Consider the following 12,845-nt stretch of genomic DNA (forward strand, 5'->3'; position numbering starts at 1 on the left):
GTCAGTTCTTCAGCAGTCGGGCGTCGTCGACCGAGGCCGTCCGTCGGGTGCGGAAGATCGTCATGATGATGGCGAGGCCGACGACCACCTCGGCTGCGGCGACGACCATCGTGAAGAACGCGAACACCTGGCCCTCCAAGTTCCCGTGCATGCGAGCGAACGTGACGAACGCGAGATTCGCTGCGTTGAGCATCAACTCGACGCACATGAACACGACGATCGCGTTGCGGCGCAGCAGCACTCCTGCAGCGCCGATCGTGAACAGCAACACCGACAGATACAGGTAGTTCTCGGGATTCACGATGCGCCCCCGTCCGGATTGCCTCGGTGCCCTCGATGCATCGGATTGACCGACAGTTCCGACGGGGACCCGTCGGGCAGCCGCGCGGGCCAGTCGACGGCGTTGTGCCGGGCGTAGACGCCGGGGCTCGGCATCGGAGTCACATGCGAGCCGTCCTTGAAGCGTTGCTCGGACAGTGCGCGCTGACCCTTGCGTTCCTCGAAGTGCTCGCGATGCGCCAACACCATCGCACCGATCGTCGCGATGATCAGCAACGCGCCCGTCAGTTCGAACGCCCACAGGTAGCGGATGAAGATCAATTCCGCGAGGCCCTCGACGTTACCGCCTGCGTTGGCGGCTTCCATGCCGACGAAGTCCGGACGTCCGGACTCCACCGACGCATTGCCGATGGCCCCGATCACGACGAGTCCGAAGCCGATTCCCGCGGCGACGGCGGCAGGACGCTGCCCCTTCATCGTCTCGGTCAGCGAATCGGCCGAATCGACGCCGACGAGCATCAGCACGAACAGGAACAGCATCATCACCGCGCCGGTGTAGACGACGACCTGCACGACACCGAGGAAGATCGCGCCCTGTGCGATGTAGAACACCGCCAGGATGATCATCGTGACGGCGAGGAAAAGCGCGGAGTAGACCGCTTTCGTCGCGCAGACCATCGCCACCGCGCCCAGAACCGCGAGACCGCCGAGGAGCCAGAATTGCACGGCCTCGGCGGTGGACGTGGTCACCGGACTTCTCCCCGGTAGTAGTCGGCCTCGGTGGCGCCGTCGGCCATCGGGTGTGGTGCCGGTTCCACGCCTGGCTCGACGGGCGCCAGCAGACGATCCTTCTCGTAGATCAGGTCGGCGCGATTGTCGTCGACGAGTTCGTAGTCGTTCGTCATCGTCAGCGCCCGGGTGGGACAGGCCTCGATGCACAGCCCGCATCCGATGCAGCGTAGATAGTTGATCTGGTAGACCACGCCGTACCGTTCACCGGGCGAATAGCGCTCCTCGTCGGTGTTGTCCGCACCCTCGACGTAGATCGCGTCGGCCGGGCACGCCCATGCGCACAGTTCGCAGCCGATGCATTTCTCCAGGCCGTCGGCGTACCGGTTCAGCCGGTGGCGTCCGTGGTAGCGCGCCGCGGTCGGCGCCTTCTGTTCGGGATAGAACTCGGTGACGGGTTTGGTGAACATCGTCCGGAACGTCACGCCGAATCCTGCGACGGGGCCAAGGAAATCAGGCATCGCTGCGCTCCTTCTCTGGGGTCGGCACCGTCTGCCCCGGCAGGGGTGGGACGGGGAAGCCGCCGGCCATCGGGTCGAACGGGGGGAGTTCACCGGTCGGAGGCGCCGGTTCCGGCTCACGACCGCGCCTGCGCCAGAAGGCGTAGGCCACGGCTACCGCGACGATCGCACTGGCGACGACGAGGGCGACAGCGGACGAACCGTAGCCCTCGACGCGGAAGGCGCGGACGGTCGCAACGAGAACGATCCACACGAGGGACACCGGAATCAGCACTTTCCAGCCCAGATTCATGAACTGGTCGTAGCGCAGGCGAGGGAGCGTCGCCCGCAGCCAGACGAACACGAACAGGAACGCCCAGACCTTCAGCGTGAACCACAGCACCGGCCACCACCCGGAATCGGCGCCGTCCCACAGGTCGATCGGGAACGGTGCGTGCCACCCACCGAGGAACAGCGTCGTGGCGAGCGCCGAGACGGTCACCATGTTGACGTACTCGGCGAGCATGAACAGCGCGAAATTGAGCGACGAGTATTCGGTGTGGAAGCCGCCGACGAGTTCGCCTTCGGCCTCGGGGAGGTCGAACGGCGCGCGATTGGTCTCACCGACCATCGAGGTCAGATAGATGACGAACGACGGGAAGAGCAAGAAGATGTACCAGGTGTTCGTTTGCGCCGCAACGATTCCCGACGTCGACATCGTCCCGGCGTGGAGGAACACCGCGACGAAGGACAATCCCATCGCGATTTCGTACGAGATCACCTGCGCCGTCGATCGCAGTCCGCCGAGCAGGGGATAGGTCGAACCGGATGCCCATCCCGCCAACACGATTCCGTACACGCCGACGGACGTGACGGCCAGGATGTACAGAACACCGACCGAGAAGTCGGTCAGTTGCAACGGAGTTCGGTGACCGAAGACGGACACCACGGGTCCGAACGGAATGACCGCGAACGCCATGAACGCCGGAACGATCGCGATGACGGGGGCCAGCAGGTAGACCGGTCTGTCGATTCCTTTCGGAACGATGCCTTCCTTCAGTGCCAATTTCACGCCGTCGGCGAGGCTCTGCAACATGCCGCCAGGTCCGACGCGGTTCGGTCCGACCCGACTCTGCATGCGAGCCATCACTTTTCGCTCGGCGAGGATTGCGATCAGCGGGGTCAGGATCAAGAACACGAAGATTGCGACAGCCTTGGCGACGACGAGCCACCAGGGGTCGACGCCGAATCCTTCGATCACTTAGGTCACCTCACTTGCGGCGTGGATCCGCACCACTGCACCGTTACCGACGGCCAACGCCGCATTGACTTCGCTGCCCGGCGATCGACGCGGCAGCCACACCACGCGATGGGGGAGGTCGCTGATCGCGAGCGGCAGTGTGATCGCTCCGCGCTCGGACGTCACCGTCACCCACTCGCCGTTCGATGCTCCGATCTCGCGAGCGGTGCCTGCGGACAGGCGAACGACCGGTGTCCTGGCCGTGCCGGCGAGATGCGGCTCGCCGTCCTGCATCCGGCCCGAGTCGAGCAGCATGCGCCACGTCGACAGCACTGCCTCGCCGGGACCGGGTGTCGGCGCTCGGTGCGGTGGGTAGGTCGGCGACGCGTGGCGCGTGCCCGACCATGCAGGAAGGGCCGCGATCTCGGCGCGAGAGGATGCGCCGTCGGGCAGGCCGATCGGAGTACCCATCTCGGAGGCCAACGCGTGCAGCACGCGGCCGTCCGGGACGGCACGCGTGCCGGCGACCGCGACGTCGAACGGACGGGGACGCCCTTCCCAATCGAGGAAGATACCCGCCTTCTCGCTCACGGGCGCCACCGGGAAGACGACGTCGGCGCGTTCGGTGACGCGGCTGCGCCGAATCTCGAGACTCACGACGAACGGCGACGCATCGATAGCCGCTGCCGCCGACGACGGATCCGGAAGGTCGGCCAGTTCGACGCCACCCACCACGAGCGCTCCCAGCGATCCCGACGCGGCCGCGTCGAGCATCCCGGTCGTGTCGAGACCGGCCGAGGTGGGTAGGTGCGGGACCGACCAGGCCGCGGCGAGACCAGCGGACCCTCGTTCGTCGGTGACGGGTATGCCGCCGGGAAGTACGAGGGGAAGCGCCCCGGCGTCGAGTGCGCCCCGATCACCCGCACGCCGCGGCACCCAGGCGATCGTGGCACCTGTCGCGCGAGCGAATCGGACCACGGCCGAGAGCGCACCGGGGGATTCGGCGAGTCGTTCGCCGACCATGACGACGGTTCCCGGGGCCGCGGTCATCTCCGATTCCTGCGATGTCGCCAGACCGTCGAGCACCTCCGCCTCACCGGACGGCACGCATCGGATCAGCCGCGCTCCCAGTTTGACGACGCCTGCAGAGGCGAACGGCGCGATGGCACACACGTTCAGGCCCGACGCGCGGACGGCCTTGCGCAGTCGGAGGAACACCATCGGCGACTCCTCCTCCGGTTCGAATCCGACGAGGAGGACTTCCGGTGCTTGCTCGAGGCGCCTGTACGTGACGTCCGTCGACCGGGCCGCGACGTGGGACGCGAGGAACTCCGTCTCCTCACGGCTGTGCGGGCGCGCACGGAAGTCGATGTTGTTGGTACCGAGAGCGACACGAGCGAATTTCGAATACGCGTAGGCGTCCTCGACGGTGGATCTGCCTCCGACGAGCACTCCGACGTCGCTGCCTGCGGACGCGAGACCACCGGCGGCGGCTGCGAGGGCCTCGGACCACGACGCCGGGACGAGTTCTCCGCCGCGACGGATCAACGGGGTGGTCAGTCGATCGGGCTCGGTGGCATAGGTGAACGCCCACCGACCCTTGTCGCAGTTCCACTCCTCGTTGACCTCGGGATCGTCACCGGCCAAGCGTCGCAACACTTTTCCGCGGCGATGGTCGGTGCGCTGCGCGCATCCGCCGGCGCAGTGCTCGCATGTGCTGGGGGAGGACACGAGGTCGTACGGGCGGGCGCGGAAGCGGTAGGCAGCACCGGTCAACGCGCCCACCGGGCAGATCTGCACCGTGTTGCCGGAGAAGTACGACTCGAACTCCTCGCCCTCGTTGATGCCGACCTGTTGCAGCGCACCACGTTCGAGAAGATCGATGAACGGGTCTCCGGCGATCTGCTCCGAGAAGCGGGTGCATCGTGCACACAGCACGCACCGTTCGCGATCGAGCAGAACCTCGGACGACAGCGGAATCGGTTTGGGGTACGTGCGTTTGACGTCGACGAATCGCGACTCGGAGCGCCCCGACGACATCGCCTGATTCTGCAGCGGGCATTCGCCACCCTTGTCGCAGATGGGGCAATCGAGCGGATGATTGATCAGCAGCAGCTCCATGACGCCCTTCTGCGCCTTCTCGGCGACGGGCGAGCTCAACTGGGTGTGGACCACCATTCCGTCCGTCACGGTCGTGGTACACGACGCAAGTGGCTTGCGTTGTCCCTCCACCTCGACGAGACACTGGCGGCACGCGCCGACCGGGTCGAGAAGTGGATGATCGCAGAACCTCGGGATCTGAATGCCGGTCATCTCGGCGGCACGGATGACGAGAGTGCCTGCGGGCACGTGCAGTTCGATGCCGTCGATGGTGACGGTCACGGTTTCGGTCACGGCGGTCACGATGTCAACGCTCCTGCCATGACGGTGCTACGGTGCGGGTCGAACGGACACGGTGCGCCGATGTGTTCGACGTACTCGTCTCGAAAGTGCTTCAGTGAGGACGTGATCGGACTGACCGCGCCGTCGCCGAGCGCGCAGAACGATCGGCCGAGGATGTTGTCGGAGATGTCGAGCAACGTGTCCAGATCCTCGGCCGTTCCGAGGCCCGTCTCGAGCCGTGCATAGATCTGTACGAGCCAATACGTGCCCTCGCGACACGGTGTGCATTTTCCGCACGATTCGTGGGCGTAGAACTCGGTCCAGCGACGTACTGCCCGCACCACGCACGTGGTGTCGTCGAAAATCTGTAATGCCTTGGTGCCCAGCATCGATCCCGCCGCGCCGACGCCCTCGTAGTCCAACGGGACGTCGAGGTGTTCCTCGGTGAGGATGGGCGTCGACGACCCTCCTGGCGTCCAGAACTTCAGACTGTGACCTGCCCGCACGCCTCCGGCGTATCCGAGCAGTTCTCGTAGTGTCACCCCGAGCGGTGCTTCGTACTGTCCTGGCCTGGTCACATGACCCGACAACGAATACAACGTGAACCCGGGCGACTTCTCCGAGCCCATCGATCGGAACCAGTCGGCGCCGCTGCGCAGAATGGACGGGACGCTCGCGATCGACTCGACGTTGTTGACGACCGTCGGGCACGCGTACAGCCCGGCGACCGCGGGAAACGGCGGACGCAGGCGAGGCTGGCCGCGTCGACCTTCCAACGACTCGATCTGCGCGGTCTCCTCGCCGCAGATGTAGGCGCCGGCACCTGCGTGAACGATCACGTCGAGGTCGAAGCCGCTTCCGAGAATGTTCCTGCCGAGATAGCCCGCGTCGTACGCCTCGGCGACGGCGGCGTGCAGGCGCCGGATCACCGGGACCACTTCGCCGCGAACGTAGATGTACGCCCGATGAGCACGAATCGCGTACGCGGCGATGGCAATCCCCTCGAGCAACACCTGCGGTGTCGCGAGCAGCAGGGGCATGTCCTTGCACGTACCGGGTTCGGATTCGTCGGCGTTGACCACCAGGTAGTGCGGCTTGTCGTCGCCCTGAGGGATGAAGCTCCACTTCATCCCCGTCGGGAAACCTGCGCCACCTCGACCGCGCAGACCGGCGTCCTTCACCAGAGCGATGACGTCGTCCTCGGGCATCGCGAGTGCATTACGCAGGCCTCGGTAACCGTCGTGACGCTCGTACGTGTCGAGCGTCCACGATTCGGGGCTGTCCCAGTAGCGGCTGAGCACCGGAGTCAATGGCACGTCAACGTCCTTTCTCCGGCGGTACCGATGCCGACGGCGCAGGTGCGGGCTTGTCCTTCGTCGTCTCGGCGGCGGCGGCCTCGGAGCCGAGCGGTGCGGATCCGCTGTCGGTCGCCTCGGGCGCATCGGGTGCGGTCATGCCCTCGTCGCGCGCGACGCGTAGGCCGGCCAGTGTGGGCGCCCCCGGTTGTCCGCCTGCCTGCACCGCGCCGAGCCGGTCGTCGGGGAAACCCGCGAGAATTCGTTCGGTCTCACGGAACGGAATCAGCGACGCGCCCCGCGTCGGTACCACCTCGCGGCCGGATCGAAGGTCGTCGACGACGGCACGCGCGGATTCGGGCGTCTGGTTGTCGAAGAATTCCCAGTTCACCATGACCACCGGCGCGTAGTCGCACGCGGCGTTGCACTCGATGTGCGTCACCGTGACCAGGGGATCGTCGTCGGGTACATGCTCGCGCAACGCGTCGTGGATGGCGTCACCGCCCATGACGGCGCACAGCGTGTTGGTGCAGACCCCGACGAGATAGTCACCCGTGGGCTCGCGCCGGTACATCGAGTAGAAGGTCGACACCGCAGCGACCTCGGCGCCGGTGAGGCCGAGTCGGTGCGCGCAGAAGTCGATCCCGGTCGGACTGACGTAGCCCTCCTCCGCCTGCACGAGGTGCAGAAGCGGCAGCAGTGCAGACCGCGCCATTCTCGAATCAGGTTGTTCGGGAGGCGAATACCGAGCGATGATGCGGTCGGCGTCCTTGTCGAGGCGTGCGCGGACGTCGTCGGGATACGGCGCAGGTGGGGTCGCGAGACGGACGAAGACAGGATCGCTCATCGGTCCACCCCGCCCATGACCGGGTCGATGCTGGCGACCGCGGCGATGACGTCGGCGACCATGCCGCCCTCGCACGTCGCCGCGACGGCCTGCAGGTTGGTGAACGACGGGTCCCGGTAGTGCACTCGGAACGGGCGTGTACCGCCGTCGCTGACCATGTGAACGCCGAGCTCGCCGCGCGGAGATTCGACGGCGACGTACACCTGACCTTCGGGCACCCGAAAGCCCTCGGTCACCAGCTTGAAATGGTGGATCAGCGATTCCATCGACGTGTCCATGATGTCGCGTACGTGCCCCGGCGAGCTGCCCATCCCGTCCTTGCCGACGGACAGGTCGGCGGGCCACGCGATCTTCTTGTCCTCCACCATGATCGGGCCGGGACGCAGGCGATCCAGGCACTGCTCGACAATCCGCAGCGACTGCTTCATCTCGTCGATCCGAACGAGGTATCGGCCGTACGCGTCGCAGCCGGTGTCGGTGGGGACGTCGAACTCGTATGTGTCGTAGCCGCAATACGGCTCGGACTTACGCAGATCGTGGGGGAGACCGGTCGAGCGCAGCATCGGACCTGTGATGCCCAACGCCATGCAGCCCGTCAGGTCGAGGTAGCCGATTCCTTTCGTACGGGCCTTCCAGATCTTGTTCTCGTTCAGCAGATCCGACATGTCGCGCAGCCGGATCGGTAGAGCCTTCGTCAGTTCACGTACCTTCTCGACGGCTCCTTCCGGAAGGTCCTGCGCCAGCCCTCCCGGCCGGATGTACGCATGATTCATGCGAAGACCGGTGATCATCTCGAAGACGTCGAGAATCAGCTCTCGTTCCCTGAACCCGAACAGCATCGCCGTGACGGCTCCGAGTTCCATGCCGCCGGTGGCCAGCGCCACGAGGTGCGAGGAGATGCGATTGAGCTCCATCAGCATCACTCGAACGACGGTGGCCCGCTCGGGAATGTCGTCGGTGATGTCGAGGAGTTGCTCGACGCCCAGGCAGTATGCCGTCTCGTTGAAGAACGGCGAGAGATAGTCCATGCGGGTGACGAACGTGACGCCCTGTGTCCAGGTACGGAATTCGAGGTTCTTCTCGATACCGGTGTGCAGGTAGCCGATTCCGCATCGCGCTTCGGTGACGGTTTCCGCCTCGATCTCGAGGATCAACCGGAGAACACCGTGCGTCGACGGATGCTGCGGTCCCATGTTGACGACGATGCGTTCCTCCGAGGCGGAGCCTGCGGATTCGGCCGCTGCCGCGACGATGTCGTCCCAGTCCTGCCCGGACACGGTGAAGGACTTGTCGTGTCGTGCGATGTCGGTCATCAGTTGTACCCCCGTCGCGTGTCGGGTGGCGGGATGCTGGCACCCTTGTACTCCACCGGAATTCCCCCGAGCGGATAGTCCTTGCGCTGCGGGTGGCCGACCCAGTCGTCGGGCATCTCGATGCGCGTCAACGACGGATGACCGTCGAACTGGATGCCGAAGAAGTCGTACGTTTCGCGCTCGTGCCAATCGTTGGTCGGGTAGACGCCCACGAGCGTCGGGATGTGCGGATCCGACTCCGGCACCGACACTTCGAGCCTGATGCGGCGGTTGTGCGTGATCGACAGCAACGGGTAGATCGCGTGCAACTCGCGGCCCGAGTTCTGCGGATAGTGGACACCACTCACTCCGAGGCACATCTCGAAGCGAAGTGCCGGCTCGTTGCGCACCATCGTCGCCACCGGCACGAGGTGCTCGCGTCGGACGTGCAGCGTCAACTGTCCGCGGAAGACCACGACTTTCTCGATGGCGTCGTCGAACGACAGCCCACGCTCGGACAGGCGCTGCTCCAATTCGTCTGCAACGGAATCGAAGTAGCTGCCGTACGGTCGGGCGGAGCTGCCCACCACGTGTGTCGGCCGTACCAGTCTTCCGTATCCAGATGTGTCACCGGTACCGCGAACACCGAACATTCCTCGTCGATCGGCCGTCACCGCAGCAGCCCCTTCGACTCGATCGTGGGCTTCGACGCCAGCGCGGCGGCCTCGGCTGCGCGCGCGACGGTGTCGCGGTCGGCGCCCAACGGCATGTCCTGGATCTTCTCGTGCAGCATCAGGATCGCGTTCAACAGCATCTCGGGCCGCGGCGGGCATCCCGGCAGGTAGATGTCGACGGGAACCACGTGATCGACGCCCTGGACGATGGCGTAGTTGTTGAACATTCCGCCCGACGACGCGCAGACACCCATGGCGAGAACCCATTTGGGCTCGGCCATCTGGTCGTAGATCTGGCGCAGCACCGGGGCCATTTTCTGACTGACGCGGCCCGCGACGATCATCAGATCCGCCTGCCGCGGTGAGGCGCGGAACGCCTCCATGCCGAATCTCGCGATGTCGAAGCGACCGGAACTGGTCGCCATCATCTCGATTGCGCAACAGGCGAGACCGAACGTCGCGGGCCACAGCGATCCCTTTCGCACGTAGCCGGCGAGAGACTCGACAGTGCTCAGCAGGAAGCCGCTCGGCAGCTTCTCCTCGAGACCCATATCAGATCCTCCTGCTCGGTGCGTGGTGATCGGAAGGCGTTCAGTCCCAGCTCAGGCCGCCCCGTCGCCACTCGTAGGCGTACGCCACCGCGGCGCTGACGATGAACATCCCCATGGCCAGGAGCCCGAACAGGCCCAGCGCGTCGAAATGAACCGCCCATGGGTACAGAAAGACGATCTCGATGTCGAAGATGATGAACAGCATGGCCGTCAGGTAGAACTTGACGGGGTAGCGACCGGCGCCCATCGGCTGCGCAGTCGGTTCGATGCCGCATTCGTAGGCGTCGAGCTTGGCCCGGTTGTATCGCTTCGGTCCGACGACTGCAGCGACGACCACGGACACGGCCGCGAACACGACAGCGACTGCACCCAGGGCGAGAACGGGGATGTACTCGTTCATCTGCGTGTCACCTCTGTCGTCGTGCCTTGTGGGCAGTGCTGACGCTGTCGGCGAGAGTTACTCGACCGTTAGAAAATGTGAACTGAAACACAGCCTACCGGTGTTGCACCCCGAGTTGTCTCGATTTTCGGTGTGCGAGACAGGTGTGTCGGGCGTGAAAGTCGATCTTGTATCCAGTGAGGTGCGCTCGAACCGGGAAACGTTTGCCGATAAAGGCTTTCGGTCAGTGGCTCAGTAGGCCGACGACCGTCTCGGTGAGCACGAAGGGATCGATCGGATGCGGAACCGCCGCTTCGGCTCCGGACCACTCCGCGAGCCATGCGTCGTCGGGACGACCCGTCAGAACGACGAGTGGGGGACAGTCGGTGAGCTCGTCCCTCAACTCCTTCGCGACGCCCATCCCGCCTGCGGGTGCCGCTTCGCCGTCGAGAATCGCGAGGTCTATGCCCCCGCGGTCGAGGTAGTGCACCACCATCGGCCGACTGGCGACCTCGATGTACTCCAACGCGGGCAGCGACGGGTTCGGGTGGGTTCCGATTGCCGTCGTCACGTCCGCGCGCGTGTTCGTGTTGCTGCTGTAGACGAGGATGCGCAACGGGGCGGTCACGAGTGGGATGCTACGTCCTCTTTTCCCGGTCGCGTCGCCGAATGACCACAGCGGTCGGTCGGTGAAACTCGGTGTGACGCGAGGGTGGACACGACGAGAACTGCACGCCGAAACCGGGATGCATCCGTTTCGTGTCATTTTCGTGATCGTTCCACTTGGCGGGCATCTGTAACGTCGGGTGCGGAGGGGTCGATGAACTTCTCGACTCCGGAGTGCGGCATCGGCAACCCCCGACTCGATACCGCCCCGGGGTCACCTGACCGACGAGGCGTCGAAGGAATGCGAATGCTCGATCTCGAGACCGGACAGTTCCCGCACGTCGACGGACCGGACGACGACGTGCTCACCGAATTCGGCATCAGCCGGGAGGGCTTCGTCACTCGGCTCCGCGAGATCCTGCTGCAGGATTCGCCGCCCGAGGGACTGCACGACGCCGACGTCGCGACGCTGCTCGCAGCCTGTTCCTGACTCCGTCGTCCACTACCGGACCGCCGGTGGCCTACCGTGAGTGCGATCGACTCCCGGCGAAAGGCGCAACGTGGCACACGAGTTCGAGCATCTTCGACCCTCGCTGTTCATCGACGGAACGTGGTCGGGTGCGTCGGACGGCCGGATACGTGATGTCGTCGATCCCGCAACCGGTCGCGTTGTGGTCGCGGTCGACGAAGCCTCGCCGGACGACGCGCGTCGCGCCGTAGCGGCGGCACGCCGAACGTTCGACGACGGCGCCTGGGCCGCCGGATCCGCGTCGAAGAGAGCGCTGCTGTTGTCGAGGGTGGCCGATCTGCTGCAGCGGGACAGGGAACAGCTCGCCCGGATCGAGACGATCGACACCGGCAAGACCTTGGCCGAGAGTCGTATCGACATCGACGACGTCACGTCGGTCTTCCGTTACTACGCGGGCCTCGCGCGCGTCGACCCCGATCGGTCGGTCGACGTCGGGCGCACCGACGTCGTCTCGCGAGTGGTCCACGAGCCGATCGGCGTATGCGTGATGATCGCGCCGTGGAACTACCCGCTCCTGCAGATCTCCTGGAAGGTCGCGCCCGCGCTCGCGGCGGGATGCACGATGGTGCTCAAACCCAGCGAGGTGACACCGCTCAGCACCATCGCGTTCGTCCGTCTCCTGCAGGAAGCGGGCGTGCCGGACGGTGTGGTCGCTCTGGTGCAGGGGAGCGGCGCCGACATCGGCGACGCACTCACGTCGAATTCCGACGTCGACTTCATCTCGTTCACCGGCGGACTCGCCACCGGTCGCGCGATCGCCGTCGCGGCTGCCGAGAACGTCACGAAAGTCGCTCTCGAGTTGGGCGGGAAGAACCCCCACATCGTGTTCGCCGATGCGGCGTCGGATCCCGAATCCTTCTCGACTTCGGTCGATCACGTGCTCACCGGTGCGTTCCTGCATTCCGGGCAAGTATGTTCCGCGGGGACACGGCTGATAGTCGAGGACAGCATCGCCGACCGCGTCGTCGCATCGCTCGTCGAACGGGCACGCCGGATCAAGGTCGGTCCTGGTCTGGATCCGACCAGTGAAACCGGCCCGCTCGTGTCCGAAGCGCATCGCACGAAGGTCGAGAACTACGTCGCCCTCGGAGTGCAGGAGGGGGCCGAACTCGTCGTCGGTGGATCGCGGCCGGACGAGAAGGCGCTTGCCGACGGCAGTTACTTCCTGCCGACGATCTTCGACAGGTGCGACCGTACGATGCGCATCGTGCAGGAAGAGACGTTCGGACCGATTCTGACCGTCGAACGTTTCTCCACCGAGGACGAGGCGCTCCGACTCGGGAACGACACGAAGTACGGTCTCGCAGCGGGTGTTCGTACGGCGGATCCTGCCCGCGGCGAACGCCTCGTGCGAGGGCTGAGGCATGGAACGGTGTGGCTCAACGACTTCGGGGTCTACACTCCCGCGGCCGAGTGGGGTGGGTTCAAACGCTCGGGCACCGGTCGCGAACTGGGTCCGGCCGGTCTGGCGGAGTACCGGGAAGCGAAACACGTGTGGCACAACGTCTCACCAGCGGCGGCAAGGTGGTTCGGGGCCTGAGC

General features: G+C 65.5%; 14 protein-coding genes. 2 read left to right on the forward strand and 12 right to left on the reverse strand.

Annotation, left to right across the window (positions count from 1 at the left end):
* Nucleotide 1 precedes the first annotated feature (1 nt).
* From nuoK to A3K89_RS18530, 12 genes are all read right to left on the reverse strand, one after another.
* A complete protein-coding gene (nuoK, locus tag A3K89_RS18475) occupies nucleotides 2-301 on the reverse strand; it encodes an NADH-quinone oxidoreductase subunit NuoK (RefSeq protein WP_068428793.1) in 300 nt (99 codons plus the stop codon).
* Entirely contained in the window at nucleotides 298-1,029 is a 732-nt protein-coding gene (locus A3K89_RS18480; RefSeq protein ID WP_068428796.1) for an NADH-quinone oxidoreductase subunit J, read from the reverse strand. The genes nuoK and A3K89_RS18480 overlap by 4 nt, the downstream gene beginning before the upstream one ends.
* On the reverse strand, nucleotides 1,026-1,529 hold the full coding sequence (nuoI, locus tag A3K89_RS18485) for an NADH-quinone oxidoreductase subunit NuoI (RefSeq protein ID WP_068428799.1): 504 nt from the start codon (nucleotides 1,527-1,529) through the stop codon (nucleotides 1,026-1,028). The genes A3K89_RS18480 and nuoI overlap by 4 nt, the downstream gene beginning before the upstream one ends.
* A complete protein-coding gene (gene nuoH / locus A3K89_RS18490) occupies nucleotides 1,522-2,769 on the reverse strand; it encodes an NADH-quinone oxidoreductase subunit NuoH (protein WP_308115150.1) in 1,248 nt (415 codons plus the stop codon). The genes nuoI and nuoH overlap by 8 nt, the downstream gene beginning before the upstream one ends.
* Nucleotides 2,770-5,151 carry an NADH-quinone oxidoreductase subunit G gene (locus A3K89_RS18495; RefSeq protein WP_068428802.1) on the reverse strand — a complete coding sequence of 794 codons (2,382 nt, stop codon included), beginning with the start codon at nucleotides 5,149-5,151 and terminating at the stop codon, nucleotides 2,770-2,772.
* Nucleotides 5,148-6,446, reverse strand: coding sequence for an NADH-quinone oxidoreductase subunit NuoF (gene nuoF, locus A3K89_RS18500; protein WP_068428805.1), 1,299 nt, complete (start codon nucleotides 6,444-6,446; stop codon nucleotides 5,148-5,150). Before nuoF ends, A3K89_RS18495 begins: the two co-directional genes overlap by 4 nt.
* 1 nt (nucleotide 6,447) lies before the next feature.
* Nucleotides 6,448-7,272, reverse strand: coding sequence for an NADH-quinone oxidoreductase subunit NuoE (gene nuoE, locus A3K89_RS18505; RefSeq protein WP_068428808.1), 825 nt, complete (start codon nucleotides 7,270-7,272; stop codon nucleotides 6,448-6,450).
* Nucleotides 7,269-8,585 carry an NADH dehydrogenase (quinone) subunit D gene (nuoD, locus tag A3K89_RS18510; RefSeq protein WP_068428811.1) on the reverse strand — a complete coding sequence of 439 codons (1,317 nt, stop codon included), beginning with the start codon at nucleotides 8,583-8,585 and terminating at the stop codon, nucleotides 7,269-7,271. The genes nuoE and nuoD overlap by 4 nt, the downstream gene beginning before the upstream one ends.
* A complete protein-coding gene (locus tag A3K89_RS18515) occupies nucleotides 8,585-9,238 on the reverse strand; it encodes an NADH-quinone oxidoreductase subunit C (RefSeq protein WP_068428814.1) in 654 nt (217 codons plus the stop codon). Before A3K89_RS18515 ends, nuoD begins: the two co-directional genes overlap by 1 nt.
* Nucleotides 9,235-9,789 carry a NuoB/complex I 20 kDa subunit family protein gene (locus A3K89_RS18520; RefSeq protein ID WP_068428817.1) on the reverse strand — a complete coding sequence of 185 codons (555 nt, stop codon included), beginning with the start codon at nucleotides 9,787-9,789 and terminating at the stop codon, nucleotides 9,235-9,237. The genes A3K89_RS18515 and A3K89_RS18520 overlap by 4 nt, the downstream gene beginning before the upstream one ends.
* A gap of 40 nt (nucleotides 9,790-9,829) precedes the next feature.
* The gene (locus A3K89_RS18525; RefSeq protein ID WP_068428819.1) at nucleotides 9,830-10,189 is read right to left on the reverse strand and encodes an NADH-quinone oxidoreductase subunit A; all 360 of its coding nucleotides are present in this window, start codon (nucleotides 10,187-10,189) and stop codon (nucleotides 9,830-9,832) included.
* Between the two features lie 223 nt (nucleotides 10,190-10,412).
* Nucleotides 10,413-10,796 carry a hypothetical protein gene (locus tag A3K89_RS18530; protein ID WP_068429191.1) on the reverse strand — a complete coding sequence of 128 codons (384 nt, stop codon included), beginning with the start codon at nucleotides 10,794-10,796 and terminating at the stop codon, nucleotides 10,413-10,415.
* A 285-nt stretch (nucleotides 10,797-11,081) separates the two neighbouring features.
* On the opposite strand from A3K89_RS18530, the gene A3K89_RS18535 reads away from it, so the two are divergent.
* Nucleotides 11,082-11,264 carry a hypothetical protein gene (locus tag A3K89_RS18535; protein WP_068429194.1) on the forward strand — a complete coding sequence of 61 codons (183 nt, stop codon included), beginning with the start codon at nucleotides 11,082-11,084 and terminating at the stop codon, nucleotides 11,262-11,264.
* Nucleotides 11,265-11,334: 70 nt separating this feature from the next.
* On the forward strand, nucleotides 11,335-12,843 hold the full coding sequence (locus tag A3K89_RS18540; RefSeq protein WP_068428822.1) for an aldehyde dehydrogenase family protein: 1,509 nt from the start codon (nucleotides 11,335-11,337) through the stop codon (nucleotides 12,841-12,843).
* Nucleotides 12,844-12,845 lie beyond the last annotated feature (2 nt).

The organism is Rhodococcoides kyotonense, from assembly GCF_001645385.1.
Classification (GTDB): Bacteria; Actinomycetota; Actinomycetes; order Mycobacteriales; family Mycobacteriaceae; genus Rhodococcoides; species Rhodococcoides kyotonensis_B.